Annotated in this window: 16 protein-coding genes and 1 pseudogene; 10 read left to right on the top strand and 7 right to left on the bottom strand. The window is 37.4% G+C overall.

Annotated elements, in window-relative coordinates:
* Positions 1-241: 241 nt before the first annotated feature.
* The 5 genes and pseudogenes from QNJ66_RS15300 to QNJ66_RS15280 form a co-directional block, all read right to left on the bottom strand.
* Positions 242-373 (bottom strand): annotated as a pseudogene (locus QNJ66_RS15300) (HU family DNA-binding protein); the annotation flags it as partial.
* Positions 374-482: 109 nt separating this feature from the next.
* Positions 483-1919, bottom strand: a complete 1437-nt coding sequence (locus tag QNJ66_RS15295; RefSeq protein WP_300508385.1) for a reverse transcriptase N-terminal domain-containing protein — start codon at positions 1917-1919, stop codon at positions 483-485.
* A 626-nt stretch (positions 1920-2545) separates the two neighbouring features.
* A complete protein-coding gene (locus QNJ66_RS15290) occupies positions 2546-2728 on the bottom strand; it encodes an HU family DNA-binding protein (RefSeq protein WP_300508389.1) in 183 nt (60 codons plus the stop codon).
* A 304-nt stretch (positions 2729-3032) separates the two neighbouring features.
* Positions 3033-3854: a hypothetical protein gene (locus QNJ66_RS15285; RefSeq protein ID WP_300508384.1), complete on the bottom strand. Its 822-nt coding sequence runs from the start codon at positions 3852-3854 to the stop codon at positions 3033-3035.
* Positions 3855-4495: 641 nt separating this feature from the next.
* The gene (locus QNJ66_RS15280; protein ID WP_300508382.1) at positions 4496-4870 is read right to left on the bottom strand and encodes a hypothetical protein; all 375 of its coding nucleotides are present in this window, start codon (positions 4868-4870) and stop codon (positions 4496-4498) included.
* Between the two features lie 450 nt (positions 4871-5320).
* Between QNJ66_RS15280 and QNJ66_RS15275 the strand changes: the two genes are divergently transcribed.
* The 3 genes from QNJ66_RS15275 to QNJ66_RS15265 all read left to right on the top strand — a co-directional run bounded on the left by QNJ66_RS15275 (position 5321) and on the right by QNJ66_RS15265 (position 7842).
* The gene (locus tag QNJ66_RS15275; RefSeq protein WP_300508380.1) at positions 5321-6667 is read left to right on the top strand and encodes a type IV pilus twitching motility protein PilT; all 1347 of its coding nucleotides are present in this window, start codon (positions 5321-5323) and stop codon (positions 6665-6667) included.
* A gap of 102 nt (positions 6668-6769) precedes the next feature.
* Positions 6770-7531 carry a circadian clock KaiB family protein gene (locus tag QNJ66_RS15270; protein WP_300508378.1) on the top strand — a complete coding sequence of 254 codons (762 nt, stop codon included), beginning with the start codon at positions 6770-6772 and terminating at the stop codon, positions 7529-7531.
* A gap of 5 nt (positions 7532-7536) precedes the next feature.
* Positions 7537-7842 carry a TMEM14 family protein gene (locus QNJ66_RS15265; RefSeq protein ID WP_300508377.1) on the top strand — a complete coding sequence of 102 codons (306 nt, stop codon included), beginning with the start codon at positions 7537-7539 and terminating at the stop codon, positions 7840-7842.
* On the opposite strand, the gene QNJ66_RS15260 is transcribed toward QNJ66_RS15265, so the two are convergent.
* Positions 7839-8228, bottom strand: a complete 390-nt coding sequence (locus tag QNJ66_RS15260) for a hypothetical protein (RefSeq protein WP_300508375.1) — start codon at positions 8226-8228, stop codon at positions 7839-7841. The genes QNJ66_RS15265 and QNJ66_RS15260 overlap by 4 nt on opposite strands.
* Positions 8229-8506: 278 nt before the next feature.
* Here QNJ66_RS15260 and queA point away from each other — a divergent pair, with 278 nt between their 5' ends.
* The gene (gene queA / locus QNJ66_RS15255; protein ID WP_300508374.1) at positions 8507-9589 is read left to right on the top strand and encodes a tRNA preQ1(34) S-adenosylmethionine ribosyltransferase-isomerase QueA; all 1083 of its coding nucleotides are present in this window, start codon (positions 8507-8509) and stop codon (positions 9587-9589) included.
* Positions 9590-9645: 56 nt separating this feature from the next.
* Here the strand turns inward: queA and QNJ66_RS15250 are convergent, their stop codons facing one another.
* Positions 9646-10773 (bottom strand): SUMF1/EgtB/PvdO family nonheme iron enzyme, encoded by a 1128-nt coding sequence (locus QNJ66_RS15250; protein ID WP_300508372.1) that lies wholly within the window; start codon positions 10771-10773, stop codon positions 9646-9648.
* Between the two features lie 140 nt (positions 10774-10913).
* On the opposite strand from QNJ66_RS15250, the gene QNJ66_RS15245 reads away from it, so the two are divergent.
* The 6 genes from QNJ66_RS15245 to QNJ66_RS26225 all read left to right on the top strand — a co-directional run bounded on the left by QNJ66_RS15245 (position 10914) and on the right by QNJ66_RS26225 (position 15688).
* On the top strand, positions 10914-11867 hold the full coding sequence (locus tag QNJ66_RS15245; RefSeq protein WP_300508370.1) for an undecaprenyl-diphosphate phosphatase: 954 nt from the start codon (positions 10914-10916) through the stop codon (positions 11865-11867).
* Positions 11868-12225: 358 nt separating this feature from the next.
* The gene (locus QNJ66_RS15240; protein ID WP_300508369.1) at positions 12226-12900 is read left to right on the top strand and encodes a 2OG-Fe dioxygenase family protein; all 675 of its coding nucleotides are present in this window, start codon (positions 12226-12228) and stop codon (positions 12898-12900) included.
* A gap of 264 nt (positions 12901-13164) precedes the next feature.
* Positions 13165-13509, top strand: a complete 345-nt coding sequence (locus QNJ66_RS15235) for a translation initiation factor (RefSeq protein ID WP_300508367.1) — start codon at positions 13165-13167, stop codon at positions 13507-13509.
* Positions 13510-13708: 199 nt separating this feature from the next.
* The gene (locus QNJ66_RS15230) at positions 13709-15136 is read left to right on the top strand and encodes an NADP-dependent isocitrate dehydrogenase (protein ID WP_300508387.1); all 1428 of its coding nucleotides are present in this window, start codon (positions 13709-13711) and stop codon (positions 15134-15136) included.
* A gap of 232 nt (positions 15137-15368) precedes the next feature.
* Positions 15369-15593: a DUF433 domain-containing protein gene (locus tag QNJ66_RS15225; protein ID WP_300508365.1), complete on the top strand. Its 225-nt coding sequence runs from the start codon at positions 15369-15371 to the stop codon at positions 15591-15593.
* On the top strand, positions 15590-15688 hold the full coding sequence (locus QNJ66_RS26225; protein ID WP_366146290.1) for a DUF5615 family PIN-like protein: 99 nt from the start codon (positions 15590-15592) through the stop codon (positions 15686-15688). The genes QNJ66_RS15225 and QNJ66_RS26225 overlap by 4 nt, the downstream gene beginning before the upstream one ends.
* Positions 15689-15809 lie beyond the last annotated feature (121 nt).

The following is a 15809-nucleotide window of genomic DNA, read 5'->3' as shown; positions in this document are numbered from 1 at the left end:
CGTTGCTACGCAGTTTATTTATTGATTGCGATTCATCCCGTCGCTAAGGGTTCGGGGGTACTTGCCTATGGCTGCGATGCGTCCCCCTTACCTATAGCGAGGGCATTCTCGCAATATTTTGGGTAAACTATCAAACCATTTTGTTTAAAATTATTAATTATTAATTGAGACAATCGCCATTTTCAGAACAAAAATAATTCCCCAATCTTGTTAAATTGGGGAATTTGCAGTTTACAATTGGCTATAAAGACTCTGCAACCTTTTCTTTAAAGAATTTTCCTGCTGAAAATGCGGGAACAGTAGTTGCAGCAATGGTCATGGGTTCTCCTGTTTGAGGATTCATCCCTTTACGTTCTTTTCTGTCTCTAGGTTGTTTGGGTCGAAATGATAGTCACCTATCACAACTCCCTTTCCGAACCGTGCGTGCAATTTTCACTGCACACGGCTCTCGGTAACCAGTCCCTTATCATGGGTACAGTCTCCTAGACTTCGGCATAATCACTATATTTTTTTCGTCCCACTTGACGATGAGTAACTAAATAATCTCCCTCTTTTGTTTGGAAAGTCCTCGAACCATTAACACCATCTCGGAAATAAAGTAACATTTGTTTCTTTCCGGTTGCACCAGTTCTGGTTTTAATCCATGCTCTAAGTTTACTGACTATCATCTGGTCTAGTTTGGAGAAAACCCGAAAACTGGAGACCCTGCTATAGTAATCGCTCCATTGTTTAATAATGAGGTTTAATTGCATAATTAATTCCTTTTGGGGAGCGTATTTGTAGTGATTAACTACTTTAACTATGGCTTGATAGTGAGCTTGAATTGATTTCTGACTCGGTTTAATCAGGGTTTGATAGTTTAAATATTCTCCGAAGTCATTTTTTTGACTGTGGTGTTTTCCTGTCGGATACTGTATGATGTTAAACCCGAGAAAATCAAATCCTGCTCTTTCTTGTTTGCCATCCATTTCCATATCAGACAAAGTATGAGAGATTCTGGTTGTCTCTGGTAGCAGTTGAAACCCCCTCTTGTTCAGCCATTGAGAAATCAATTTTTGACATTTTACAACGACTTCTATACTCTGATGCAAAACAACGAAATCATCCATATATCTAATCAGAATGGGTGGCTCAGTTTCTTTTTTGCTTCCCTCAAAAGTAAGATTATCCTGACTAGAAGCGATGGCTTCTTTGCTCATTCCCTCTAAAGCTATATTAACCAAAAGAGGGGATAAACTATCATCAATCATTCCTACTTTTAACCATCGTTTAATGGTTCTTTTGAGGGTTTTGGGACAATCTAGTTTCGATAATAGGTAAGCATAGTTAATCTGGTCAAAATAGTTCACAATTTTGCCTGTGAAAACGTATTTTGGATTCTTAGTGACTCCTTGAAATACCTTTTTAATAGCATCATCAATTGATTCACCAGGACTAAAACCAGAGTATTCTCCCGTAAATCGGCCTTTCCAATAGGGTTCTAGGGCTAACTTAACCAACATTTGCATGGCTCTATTTCTCAGAATTTTGATTCTGAAAAACCGTTTCTCATGTCCTGCTGAGTTAGCTATATTGACCCTGAGATTTGACTTAGTTTTCTCTCCTTTAATAGTCATAGAGTTTGCCAGTGCCATGAGTTGACCATTAAAAATAACTTTTTTCTCATGTACCAGAGTGTTTTTCCTTTGACTATGTTGGAGAGTTTGGCGTAAAGCTAACAGCTTTGCCGAGTGGGACTTTAACAATAATTGTTGTAGTTTTCGTGCTTTTGCCTTTTGTCCAGATTGGACTGCTTGAAATATTCTGGTTTGTAACTTAAACACTTTCCTCTGGATTTTTGCCCAGTTGATAGTGTTCCATGCCTTCTGAGTGTTTAAACTAGCGTTGGCTGTGTTCATTACGACTAAAGACCATTTCATCTGATTGACCATCTGGTATGTCAGCTTATCTACAACCATTACAGTTGAGCCTTTGCTTCTTACCGATTCCCACCGCCATGATTCATAAGCTTAAGTTGGTCACTACTCACCGTTTCGACCGATAGATGAGAGAAATCATGGGGTTAATTTGTTCCGTTGTTTAGGGTAATCTGGTGTTAGGTTCATTAAGGGTTTGATTGCTCTTACCCTGTCTATCCTCCGAACTACTTTCGGGAATCTCTATAGGTAGCCTTTTGATACTCCTATCTTTCGTTATGTTCGTTTTGAACGCAGCATATCAACCAACGTTTGCTACTGTTTGGTGACGAAGGTTAAGACAGTTCGCTGTTCGCTAACCATAACCAGTTGACTAGAGGTGTCTCTTTGTTTGGTTCAAAGATTATCCCCGTTTCTCCCCGCTTCAATCCATGAGTTACTAATTCATAAACTGGGGGTGATATCCTCACTCTTGGGTAAGTTGTCTGACTTCCCTTGATTCCGAGTGCCACAACCTGAAAGTGGACTAAACAACAGTTATTAGGTTCTGAGTTTTTCACTCATTCCCTAACGATGTACACGCTTGCCTCAAATCCTGTTTTTGATTGGATTTCAGGTCACTTTCTACATCAACAAATCGCACCAAAAGTTCCAAAACCAACTAAAACTACTTTGTCTCCAGAGGCAACTGTTTCCATGATTGTCTGTGTGAGTGAATCAAGGATGTGAGTGGTTTCTTTTTTGGTAAGACGAGTCTTAGCCGCAATCATATTTACGAGGTCTTCTTTGTTCATTGTTAATTGATAAAAAATTCTGACTGAGGATGATTATAGCGGAACATTAACCATTAAGTCACTAGAAAAGAGACAAAAGTTAGTGTTTTTTTTTAAAGTCCTGTCTCTTGACCCCCTAGCTATTTCAACTCCTCAACACATTAAGCTTATTTTTTGGTTGAGGGGTATTATCTGTTAATCATTACTGCTAATAATACTGACTTTTTGTTATGAAACATTCCCAAAATCGAATAACCAAGCATAAATACTTAGTTAAACTAGGATATAGGTAACCCAATAATTATTAATTATTAATTGTTAATTGTTAATTGCTGAATACAGCTTAACGATGTATAAATACACCAAGGCCAATTAAAATAATTCCCCATAGTTTCTGTTCTCTAATATCTTCTTTCAGAACGAGTTTTGCCCCTAACATACTGATGATATAGGTTAAAGCTGTGGCTGGACGAACAAAGCTAATATCAGCCCAACTTAAAACAGAAATAAAACTAAAAAAAGCAATTCCTTGGCAAGTAATTCCACTAAGAATAATTGGACTAGTAAGGACTTTGAACACTATTTTTATGATTTCTGAAAAGGTTATTTCTTTCGGTTCTCCTATTTTCTTCATGCCCAAAGCTAACAATAAGTCTCCACTGGCATCACAGACAGAACTAATCATAATGGCTAACCAAGTTTTGGAAATCGCTAAACTAAAAGGGAGAAAAAATAAGGGCATATTACGAGACTTAATATTACGGGGATAATCTTCAGAAAATTGAGATGTTTGACTATCACTTAAGCCCACAAATAAGACACCAAAAGAGATTATAAGTGTACTCAACCAGCGCATTCCAACTATTTGTTCTCCTAAAATTACCCAAGCAAATAACCCATTTAAAACATAACTAGAGGCGTGAATAGGTAAAACATAACTAAGGTCTAATTTAGAAATAGCGGTTAGATAAATACTTAAAGAAACCACCAGTATTGCTACTGCCATTAAGATCCAATAATTTGTTAAAATATAAGTAATTAGGTAGAAAATAATAGTGGGACTAGAAAAATCAAAGCCGACAAAATCTTTCATTCCTCGACTCAGAAGAATATCACCCAATACCTGAGTGATTGATAAAGATGCTAATAAGAGAAAGGTTTTCACAGTGGTACGATAATTGCGATAATGATTTTTAAGCTAACACGAACTTAAATGACGTATTAACAAACAAGGAAACAAACCGTAGAACCCTCCCTCGTCTCCAAAGTCAGCGAAACTGCTTAATAGTTTCCTGTCCTGCTCAATTGTCTCTTGTTTATCCATGAAGTTTCTATTAATTATTTATTAAACCTCCTGATTATGGGGATGGATGTTTTATAGTTATTAAGGGGTTGGAGCATAACAGTTATCTTGTTTAATAGAAGTCAGTTGTATTTTAACAAAATTAAATATAAAAAAACATTTTTTAGTAAAAGTATCAATAATAATCATTATTAATACTATTAACTGTTGATTTCTTCTGTTATTTAAAGTCCAGTGGGGAGCATCCCAAAGTTGCAAATTGTCCTTGATTGATAATAGTTGATCTGATTAATTTCCCCCCGTCTCCCAATCTCCCCGTCTGCCCGTCAAACTCCAAGAATAAGTTTTTTGCAAAAATGGGATGCTCCCGTCCAGTGTGTTTGACTGGTATGAATTATTTTCTGTTCCTTAACCACGAAAAAACCCGGTTGATAACCGGGCTGCACTAGCTTATGTTGATAATATTAAGAAATCACTATCTAACAGATATTGCTACTTAATATCTATTGAGCCAAATTACAGGTCAAAGGACAAGCAGCATAAATAGAAGTGTGAGAGGGAGTTGCCTCGCCGTGCAGCCATCTCAACCAATGAACATCTTGGGGATGAATTCCTTTAACTGTCAATAGTGCTGCTCCCAAGAAAACCGTCAACAAATTAACACCAACTAAAGAACCAACCACCAATAAAACAGCACTTACTGGTAAAACTGATTGTAAAACAATTGATGCTAAAGCCCCAAAAGTCGCCATTAAAACTACTAGGGGAAACCCAACTACTAATAAACAAACGATTAAAGTAAAACTCCACACCAAAAAGCTCTTAACTAATGTTAAAGAATCCAGTCTTTCCAATCCAGTCTTTTGTGCAAATTCCATAATCTTCCTCCAGAGCAAACCAGTAACTTTATCTACTTTGTTCGATAACGCTGTTCTAATTAGTATAAATAATATCACAGAGAAAATGAGCTTTTTGAAAAAAAAGTTTACATTAAAAGATAATTTTATGGATTAGAGACGGCAAAATGTTGCAAACAAGTTTGCTCCCGACGAAATCATCGGGGATCAAGGCTATCTATATAGGATTGAATGTAATCTTTTGTAATAATCATCGCGAGGTTGATAACTGTAGTCAATGCTACAAGGCTAATTGTGCCTGTTTAATAATGCAATCACTAGGCAAAATTAAGATTTTAAAAAATACTAGGTAATTTTTCTCATTTAATATTTAATCTATGGAAATGAAAATTGCGATCAGCGATGAAATAAGCTTTCAACAGAAATTTTGGGAATACTAATTATACAAAGTCACCTCAAGAAAGAAAGCTCATGAGCCAATGTCAACGTCCCTCTTTACCTCCCTTACCACCCCCTCCCATGCCATCGCCATCGGTTAACGACTTCGACGAAGCCAACATGGATATGATGGAAATGGATATGCAAGAGATGCCAGAAGTTGAAGGCAGTACCCAGTTTATGCCCGCTTCTCCTGTGATGACAGAGCCACAAAGTCCGGCCGCAGTTGCCACAGCCCCCAAAACACCGATGAACCCACCTATGCCGGCACCACCCCCCTTACCGGCAACACCTCCGAAAAGTTTTGGTCGTTCTCCAGGACAACCAACTTTAAACGAGTTAGTTCATCATGCTTTTGAGGAAGGATTTTCTGATATTCACTTAGGAGTCGGCGAAAAACCCCGAATGCGCGATCGTGGGGAAATGATGATTTTGGAATATCCAGAAGTCGATAAAAATACGTTTATGAGTTGGTTAAGGGAAATTCTCCAAGAAGATGAAATTCAAAGCTTTAAAAAGAACCTAGAATTTGATGGAGCAACCCAGTATGATTTTGCTAGGGTTCGGATCAATATCTTTGATAGTTTACTGGGACACGCAATGGTGTTGCGTCTCATTCCCCTGAAAATCTTGACCATGGAACAATTACGCCTACCGATGGTATTTAAAGATATTTCAGATTCTCATAAAGGTTTAATTCTTGTAACGGGGCCGACGGGTTCAGGTAAATCTACTACCATGGCTGCTATGGTGGACTATATTAACAAAGAACACCCCAAACATATTATTACAATTGAAGATCCGGTGGAATTTGTCCACCAAAGCCGTCGTTCTTTGATTAAACAACGAGAAGTTGGTATGCACACCCACAAGTTTGATAACGCCCTCAAAGCAGCTTTACGGGAAGATCCGGATATCATTCTGGTGGGGGAAATGCGGGATAAAGAAACAGTGAATACCGCACTTAAAGCAGCCCAAACCGGTCACTTAGTAATGGGAACCCTCCACACCAACAGCGCGGTTAAGACTATAGAAAGGATTTTGAGCTTATATACGGCTGAGGAAAGAGAAGCCATGCGGGTGGCTATGGCAGAGTCTTTAGTAGCGGTTATTTCTCAAGGTTTATGTCGGACAACGGACGGCAAACGGGCTGCTTACCACGATATTTTGGTCAACACAGAAACGGTCAAAGACTATATTATTCGCGGTCAAAACGACGAAATCCACGAATTAATGAAGGATGGTGAATTTGATGGTATGATTACCACCAACCAAGCCCTCTTTAATCTCTATCAAGAGGGACGTATTAGCGAGGAAACAGCCTTAGAATTATCCCCAACTCCTAACGAGATTGCTATGATGTTAAGGGGTCGAATCTAGAAAAAACCCTAAAGAAATGGAGATGAAGGGAGGAGATCGGTTATAAAAGAATTAAATCTTCCTTCATCCTATTTGTAGTAACTCTTCTGAAAAATAGCGAGCATGGCCGAAACAACAAAGGTTGTCCCGGACTTATTTAAGGGTATTGCCCTTTTTACACCAGGTGGTGATCTCGTTTATTGTCTCGATCGCAACAAACAAATCCATTGGCATTCTCAATTATGCCTAGTGTTCCAGGAATTGTTAAAGTTACCCGAACCCCCTCACTTTCTTGTTCCTGGTTACACGGCAACCGTTGACCGTTGGTTTTGTACTAGAGAGAAAAGGATCAAAACGGTGGCTGAAGTTTATCCTGCTGTTCATCGTTATGAACCTTTATTAAATGTTCTGTTTAATCTTCAGGAGGTGGTTTGGAAAAGAGCAGATTGGCAAGAACAAGCTTGTAATCCAGTTATTATCGAAACCTATCGTTCCCCGTTTCCTCAACTTTGGGAAAACCATGATTTATTAATCCGTTTAGATGAACGTTGGGAAAGGGAACTAAAAAATCAATTTCACCCCATAGATAAGCAAAAAAAAGAGGATTCTCTTGCCCATCAGGGTTATGTTTTGCGTCTTTTTGTTTCAGGCAATAATCCCTCCACCAAGCACACCTTAAAAAAAATTCATCATCTCTTGGAAACACAATTAAATCACCCTTATACCTTAAAGGTGATTGATATTAATAAACACCCAGAAGCAGCAGAAACCCATCATGTTTCTGCAACACCCACTCTAGTGAGAGTTTCGCCTCAACCCATCAAACGAATAGTAGGAGAGTTGAGTGATTTATCCAGGGTTTTGCACTTGATTAGCACTAATTGAATGATATGAAGATAATAGCCACTTTAATTTATGGCATTTTGCTGCTCGTTGGCGGAATCTTTGGCTATATTAAGGCCAAAAGCAAACCTTCTCTAATTTCTGGTTTTATTAGTGGTTTGCTGTTGTTAATTTCCGGTGTTCTACAATGGCAACAAATATCAGTTGGACTGATTTTGGCTCAAATTCTTACCCTTGTACTCGCCATTGTCTTTGCTATTAGGTTATGGAAAACCCGAAAATTTATGCCGGCCGGTTTGATGTTAATGGTTAGTGTAGCTACGTTGGTGATTTTAGTATCAACAATAAGTTAAGCTAAGGTTTCAGGGCAATAACCCAATCCTCGGGTAAATTGTTGGCGAAAGGCTTCGATATCATTACTATCAGGGGAACCATGAGAGACGATTGCCACTTGATAACGACTCATGACATCGATGGGAGATTGACCAGTTTCTAAACTCCAGAATACCATTTGTAGGCGAATTTCCAACTCGTAGGGGATGCCCAGTTCATTCATAAAGGCTTTAAAGTCTCCATGTTGTTGTGGAGTCAAAGGCTGTCTAAACTTAATCTTAATAATCCAACCATTAATCTGGTGGATAACAGTCATCGAGCAGCAGGATGAATCATACATCTGTTGTAAATATTCAATCACCCTGAGAGTTAAGCTCGCATTACCCAAAAAGTAAATATAGTCCATTATTTTCCCCCTTAATTTTTCTACCGAACAATTCCTCTAGCTCTAGTGTGCCAATGATTGTTACATTTTGTGTAGGGGACTTTCCCCCTATTTTTCTGAGGTTTCATGGGGGGAACTACCCAACTAGGTCAAGGTTCCCGTTTCTATACGGATATGGTGTTAAAACTGTAAGCTGATTATCAGGGGAAACATTAAGATCGGTTCCCAGATTGTGTATCTTATTTTACATGATTCATCCAGCATACACCTAACTAACCTGTTTTGGGAACTGTCATTTTATGAGTAGTGATCATTTATTATCCAGTTACGATTATTATCTTCCTCCTGAATTAATTGCTCAAAATCCGATGATTCCTCGGGATAATTCGAGACTATTGGTAATTAATTCTTCTAAAAGCCATATTCATAGCGTTTTTCGCGATTTACCTCAGTGGCTATTGCCAGGGGATTTATTGGTTTTTAATAATACTCGTGTTATTCCTGCTCGACTTTATGGGACAAAATCTACAGGCGCGCCGGTGGAAATATTATTATTAGAAGAAAAAGAACCTTTTTGTTGGTTAGCTTTAGTGAAACCTGGAAAACGTTTTAAAATTGGTAGTGAAATCTATTTTAAACTGGATAATAATGATGACAATCAAGATGAATTTTTAGTAGCAACTGTTGTTGATAGAGATGAAGAAACAGGGGGAAGAATTCTCAAGTTTCAGGTAGATTCGGTTGATTTATTTTGGCAAAAAATTGAAGAAATTGGACAAATTCCTTTTCCTCCTTATGTGACTGAATCTGATGCCAACCCATCACAATATCAAACTATTTATGCTCAAAAACCTGGGGCGGTTGCTGCTCCCACAGCCGGGCTACATTTTACGGAAGAATTATTAGCAAATTTACAACAAAAAGGTATTAATCAAGCTTATATTACTCTCCACGTTGGTTTAGGTACTTTTCGTCCTGTTGATATCGACAATATTAAAGAACATAAGATGCACCAAGAATGGATAGAAGTCCCAGATATAACTATTGAAAAAATCAAAGAAACTAAAGCTAATGGAGGGCGAGTTATTGCTGTGGGAACTACTGTAGTTAGGGCATTGGAAGGAACAGCAAAAGCAACAGAAATGGCTGGTAAACAAGAGTTAATGGAATTTAGGGGAAAAACAGATATTTTTATTTATCCTAGTTATTCTTGGCGCGTTATTGATGGTCTAATCACTAATTTTCACTTACCTAAATCTAGTTTATTAATGTTAGTTAGTGCTTTAATTGGAAGAGAAAGATTGTTAGAGTTATATCAAATAGCGATTGCAGAAAAGTATCGTTTTTATTCTTTTGGAGACGGAATGTTAATTTTACTATAGTAATCAGTTGTAAGAATTAATTTTCAGTACAACAAGATATCATTGCTATATATTATTTATGCTGATAAAACTAACATGACGCGAAAACCAATGCGACTCACCCCAACTGCTTGAGGATGGTAAGCATAACGGGATGCACAACGACAATGATAAGCATCTTCATCCCAGGAACCCCCCCTTAAGATACGACGAGTATCATGTTGAGAGGATACCCGGGGTTCACCATCAGTTGAAGCATTTTCATAGCTAGAATGCCAAGCATCAGCGCACCATTCCCAGACGTTACCGTGTAAATCGTATAGTCCCAAAGAATTAGGATAAAATGCCGTTACAGAGGTAGTTTCTTGACGGTAAAGACCCGAACTTTCCCCTGCATATAAACGTTTAGCCATATAATTGGCCAAATCACTGGTTAAGGTGGGGCCAAAATGAAACGCCGTGTTTGTTCCCCCACGACAAGCATATTCCCATTGTGCTTCACTGGGAAGTTGATAAGGACGTTGACTATGTTGGGAAAGACGATGGCAAAATTCCACCGCATCCTCCCAGGAAATAGACTCTACTGGGCGATCGCTGCCTTTAAAACAAGAGGGTTCAACCGCTAAATCTCGTTTAACTTTAGGATATTGGGCGACAATTTCCCATTGTTTCTGAGTAATAGGAAATTTTCCCAAGAAAAACCCTTTTAAATTCACAGAATGTTGGATTTGTTCACATATCTGAGATCCGGCTTCATCTGAAGATGATCCCATGAGAAAACTTCCTTCAGGAATATAAACCATCTCCAAGATAACCCCTTCTCCTAAGTCTTCTTGAAAAGATTGAGATTCACTCTTAATCCGTTCTAAAATGGTTCCTGTTTCGTCAATAATTGGTGTTTCAAAAGAAAATTTTTCTAGGGGTGGTGTTTCAAAAGAAAAAGATGCTTGAGATGCAATTTTTGTGATTGAGAGGTTAGGAGTTATTTGATCGCTTATAGGAGAAGATTCTAGATTATCTAGCCGTTTTTCAACATTTAGGAGTCTTTCTTCTAAAGAAGAGGGTTCCTTTTCATCCGCTTCTAAATATTGAGACAAAGCTTGAGCGATTACCTTAGACTTAGAAAGACCAACAGTATTAGTATGAGCCAATAATTTTTCATATAATTGGGGCGGTATTCTCACACTAACCTGAATATTACTCATAAGGGTGAAGGGAAATACTAAAATAATTGATAATAATGCCTTGCAAGCATAACAAATTTTCCGCAATTTTCACAATTATTTTTAATTTCTTAATACCAGATGCTAAAATCTCTAAGACTTTACCCCAAAAATGCTTAGCTATGATTCAACTTAAACCCTCAACCGAAAAATTATTTTATTTCATGACCCTCATTAGTGGGTTGTTAGTTGCTTTGTCTCCTTTTGCTGTGGCCCAAGGGGAAACTTCTGATTCTGCGATCGCTAAATTTAATTGGTTTCAAGCGATTATTTTGGGTATGGTACAAGGGTTAACGGAATTCATCCCCATTAGTAGCACAGCGCATTTAAAGGTGGTTCCTGTGGTCTTGGGATGGGGTGATCCTGGGGTTGCATTTACGGCAGTAATTCAATTGGGTAGTATTGCTGCGGTTTTATGGTATTTTTGGTCAGATTTGAGTCAAATTACCCGAGGGATGATTACAGCGATTAGTAAATCTGATTATCAATCCCATGATTTTCGTTTGGGGGTGGGTATTACTTTAGGTACTTTGCCTATTGTCTTTTTTGGCTTATGTATGAAACTGTTAATTGCTGATTTGGATAATTCTCCTTTACGCAGTGTTGGGGTAATTGCTGGTGCTTCTATTGTGATGGCTTTATTATTAGCTTTATCTGAAAAAATAAGCACTCATAAACGAAGTTTTGAACAATTGAGTTGGCAGGATGGAATTTTTATGGGATTGGCTCAATCTTTAGCTTTAATTCCTGGGGTCTCTCGTTCAGGCTCAACTATAACTTCTGGTTTATTCCTCAATTTGGAACGAGCAACAGCCGCTAGATTTTCTTTTTTGTTAGGAATTCCAGCTATTACTTTAGCCGGTTTAGTTGAGTTAAAAGAGGTGGTGGATATGGGTCTTTCTAATGATATTATTATTCCTCTTATTGTTGGGGTTATTTCTTCGGGATTCTTTTCTTATGTAGCGATCGCTTGGTTAATTCGCTATTTACAAAAACGGGATACTTGGGTTTTTGTTTGGTATCGTTTAGGGTTTGGTTTATTCATTTTGGGATCTATATTTATTAAGGCAAATTAGGACTTAAATTTTATTTTTTTAGGTATTATAATTAATGGCAAAAATCATATAATTTATCCATTATAATACCGTTTTCATCAACTGAGACTAGAGATATCAACGTTTTAGGGGTCAACGGCCGTTGACCCCTACTTTATAGCAATTGTCATTTGCATAGATTAAACATTAAAATTGCTTGACTCCCCACACCCCCCACACTCCCCCAACCGAAATGTTGATACACCCAATTGAAAAGTGCTATTAGGAAACTGTCTACGTTTCTTGATAAAGATATATTGCAATATCTTGACAAGTTTGTTATATTGTGCATTAAGTACATAAAAATTAGGTACGAAAATAAAATAAATTAATCAAGAAAATGACTATAATCAATCCAATCAAACCCTCATTAGCTGCTCATAAACTACTCACAAACTTAAATAGTTCTCCTCTACAAAGTTTATTCAATAATATTCCTCAAGATCCCTATATTCCTGAAGGATATCGTTATAAATCATTAGCGAGATGTAGAGTAAAAGAAAATCTAATCGAAAAACAACCTCATACTCCTTTATTTCAGAATAAAGATATTAATCCTGTGAATGGAGGACTGGTCAGAGTTTACCCGGAAATTGATAATCTTGATGCTGCAAAAGAAGCAATATTGTTATTCACTAATACCTTTAAAATTGACTACAGTTATGAAATTTTAGTGCAAGCACAAAGGACTAAATGCACCCAGAAAAATCCAGGAATTACTACACCAGAGGGATTTCACCGTGATGCTATCGATTTTTTAGCAATTTTTTGTGTCAATAAAGATAACATAATTGGTGCAGAAACTCAGCTAAAAGATAATCAGGGTAATATTGTGTTTAGAAAAGTCCTTGAACCTGGAGAAATACTCTTAGTAGATGACTCAAAACTATTACACTACACTTCTGCTATTAATGTAAAAAATCCTGAGTTAGATAAATTTGGTTTTCGTGATGTCTTAATTATTTCCAGTGCAAAAGGTTTTGTCAATCAATCCCCTAATGCTACTAATAATTAAGTTTACAATAATAGCTAAAAACCTGGACAAAAATAAACGTTACAGTTGAGAAGAGGCAGGAAGCAGTAGGCAGGAGGTAGGAGTAAGACTACAGCTATATTTACATAAGTTAATACAGTTCTGTTTACTTATCTCCGACTACTTAACATGGATAATTGTATTAGTTTTTTTGCTTACTGTCCATTATTAAAAGTTTCCCTGACCCATTGAGATAGATATTAACTAAGGTATAATTGGGTAACTGTTGTTCTCCTTTTTCTGATTATGTCTTCAAAAAAAAATAAGTCTAAATCTGTCGTTTATCAAGAGTTTGGGAATACATCCAACTCAGAAGCATTAGAACGATCTGTACCTGATTTGCCACCACAGCAACAAAATATTAGAGTACAAGCAAGTCGTTCAGGACGCAAGGGCAAAACAGTCACGGTGATCACAGGTTTTCAACAGTCCCCAGATAGTTTAAATAAGTTATTAAAACAGTTAAAAAGTCATTGCGGAAGTGGGGGAACAATGAAAGATAATACCCTAGAAATTCAAGGAGATAATCGTCAAAAGTTAGTCAAATTTTTAGGTGATTTAGGTTACAAAGTGAAGATAAGTGGAGGTTAAATGAAATCAGAAGTCAGAAGTCAGAAGTCAGAAGTTTGATATCTAGGTTTGGGGATTATAAAAACCCCAGACTTTGATCATTTTGTCACAAATTTTGCTGCTTCATCAATTTGATATTGAGAGATTTCCTTAAGAGATGATGGAGTTGTCCAGTTTTGAGAGTTTAATAAAGGAAGAACTCTTGATTAGTGATCATTGTATGTACGAGAAACTGAAACCACCCACCACAGGTTCTAAAATTACCTTTGAAGACGGTAAACCCACTGTTCCTAATGATCCCATTATTCCCTTCATTCGTGGCGATGGAACAGGAATCGATATTTGGCCCGCTACGGAAAAAGTGATCGATGCTGCGGTAAAAACTGCCTACGGAGACAGCAAGAAAATTAACTGGTTTAAGGTTTATGCAGGGGATGAAGCTTGTGATCAGTATGGAACTTATCAATATTTACCCGAAGATACCTTAACAGCTATTAAAGAGTATGGTATCGCCATCAAAGGACCCCTGACAACCCCCGTAGGTGGCGGTATAAGGTCTCTTAACGTAGCTTTACGACAAATTTTTGAATTATACGCTTGTGTGCGTCCCTGTCGCTATTATCCTGGGACTCCTTCTCCCCATAAGTCCCCTGAAAAGTTAAATGTGATTGTCTATCGGGAAAATACCGAGGATATTTATTTAGGAATTGAATGGACAGAAGGCACAGAAATTGCTCAAAAGTTAATCAATTATTTGAATAATGAACTGATACCTGCAACGGCAGAACATGGTAAAAAACAGATTCGTTTAGACTCAGGAATTGGGGTTAAACCTATTAGTAAAACTGGTTCTCAACGGTTGGTTCGTCGGGCAATTGAACACGCTTTACGTTTACCGAAAGCTAAGCAAATGGTTACTTTGGTGCATAAAGGTAACATTATGAAATACACTGAAGGAGCTTTTAGAGACTGGGGGTATGAGTTAGCAACCTCAGAATTTAGAGATGTTTGTGTTACTGAAAGAGAATCATGGATTTTGAGTAATAAAGAAGGGAATGCAGATATTTCTATTGAAGATAATGCGCGGAAAGTTGAACCTGGTTATGATAGTTTGACTCCTGAAAAACAAGAAGAAATTTGTGCAGAAGTTAAAGGGGTTCTTGACGCTATTTGGGACAGTCATGGGGGTGGAAAATGGCAAGAAAAGATCATGGTAAACGATCGCATTGCTGATAGTATTTTCCAACAAATTCAAACCCGTCCTGATGAATATTCAATCTTGGCAACCATGAACTTAAATGGGGATTATTTATCAGATGCTGCGGCTGCTGTTGTGGGTGGTTTAGGTATGGGTCCGGGGGCAAATATTGGTGATACTTGCGCTATTTTTGAGGCGACTCATGGTACTGCACCTAAACACGCAGGACTGGATAGAATTAATCCTGGATCGGTTATTCTTTCTGGGGTGATGATGTTAGAATATATGGGCTGGCAAGAGGCTGCAGACTTGATTAAAAAAGGCATTGGTAATGCGATCGCTAATCGTCAAGTTACTTATGATCTCGCCCGTTTAATGGAACCAAAAGTTGATCCTCCTTTGAAATGTTCAGAGTTTGCTCAGGCAATTATTGATCATTTTAACGATTAATTATTGATGATTTATACCCCTACAATTTATCAAATTTATGCGTTGTAGGGGCATAATATAGCAATTCTCATACTTGTGAGGTACACAGTTTTCTAGTTTTAGGAGTTCGGAGTTCGGAGTTCGGGGTTCGGAGTTAGATGTTAGGTGTACCTCACTAGACTGAGAAACGCTATAGTATTATGCTCATTTTTTGGTTATTTTCTATTAAAAAGCGATCGCAAAATCATAAATCATGAATTATCAAAATATTATCACCATTGAACCTGGAAAACGTAGCGGAAAACCTTGTATTAGAGGAATGCGTATCACCGTGTATGATATTTTAGAATATTTAGCAGGTGGAATGACAGAAACAGAAATTTTGGAAGATTTTTCAGAACTTACTTCTGAAGATATTAAAGCTTGTTTAGCTTTTGCAGCAGATAGAGAGAAAAAATTATTTATTTCGTCCCTATGAAACTTTTATTAGATGAAAACTTATCAGATAGAATTATTAATAAAATTATTGATTTATATCCCGACTCTAACCATGTCATTTCATTTATCATTTAACATTTATCATTTATCATTCGTTTGGAAGTAGGCTTGAAACCTCTCCCAAACTTCTTTCTCCCTAAAGGGAGAGGCTTGAAACCAAAATGTTCAATGTTTAATGTTCAATGTTCAATGTTTG

It is taken from the genome of Crocosphaera sp. (assembly GCF_030064895.1).
Lineage (GTDB): Bacteria > Cyanobacteriota > Cyanobacteriia > Cyanobacteriales > Microcystaceae > Crocosphaera.
This window is presented reverse-complemented; position numbering and strand designations above follow the sequence as displayed.

Bases quoted from the DNA above. Each gene is read 5' to 3' on its own strand.
- QNJ66_RS15295 (WP_300508385.1), bottom strand. From the start codon at position 1,919: ATGAAATGGTCTTTAGTCGTAATGAACACAGCCAACGCTAGTTTAAAC.
- QNJ66_RS15280 (WP_300508382.1), bottom strand. From the start codon at position 4,870: ATGGAATTTGCACAAAAGACTGGATTGGAAAGACTGGATTCTTTAACA.
- QNJ66_RS15275 (WP_300508380.1), top strand. From the start codon at position 5,321: ATGAGCCAATGTCAACGTCCCTCTTTACCTCCCTTACCACCCCCTCCC.
- QNJ66_RS15270 (WP_300508378.1), top strand. From the start codon at position 6,770: ATGGCCGAAACAACAAAGGTTGTCCCGGACTTATTTAAGGGTATTGCC.
- QNJ66_RS15265 (WP_300508377.1), top strand. From the start codon at position 7,537: ATGAAGATAATAGCCACTTTAATTTATGGCATTTTGCTGCTCGTTGGC.
- QNJ66_RS15260 (WP_300508375.1), bottom strand. From the start codon at position 8,228: ATGGACTATATTTACTTTTTGGGTAATGCGAGCTTAACTCTCAGGGTG.
- queA (WP_300508374.1), top strand. From the start codon at position 8,507: ATGAGTAGTGATCATTTATTATCCAGTTACGATTATTATCTTCCTCCT.
- QNJ66_RS15250 (WP_300508372.1), bottom strand. From the start codon at position 10,773: ATGAGTAATATTCAGGTTAGTGTGAGAATACCGCCCCAATTATATGAA.
- QNJ66_RS15245 (WP_300508370.1), top strand. From the start codon at position 10,914: ATGATTCAACTTAAACCCTCAACCGAAAAATTATTTTATTTCATGACC.
- QNJ66_RS15240 (WP_300508369.1), top strand. From the start codon at position 12,226: ATGACTATAATCAATCCAATCAAACCCTCATTAGCTGCTCATAAACTA.
- QNJ66_RS15235 (WP_300508367.1), top strand. From the start codon at position 13,165: ATGTCTTCAAAAAAAAATAAGTCTAAATCTGTCGTTTATCAAGAGTTT.
- QNJ66_RS15230 (WP_300508387.1), top strand. From the start codon at position 13,709: ATGTACGAGAAACTGAAACCACCCACCACAGGTTCTAAAATTACCTTT.
- QNJ66_RS15225 (WP_300508365.1), top strand. From the start codon at position 15,369: ATGAATTATCAAAATATTATCACCATTGAACCTGGAAAACGTAGCGGA.
- QNJ66_RS26225 (WP_366146290.1), top strand. From the start codon at position 15,590: ATGAAACTTTTATTAGATGAAAACTTATCAGATAGAATTATTAATAAA.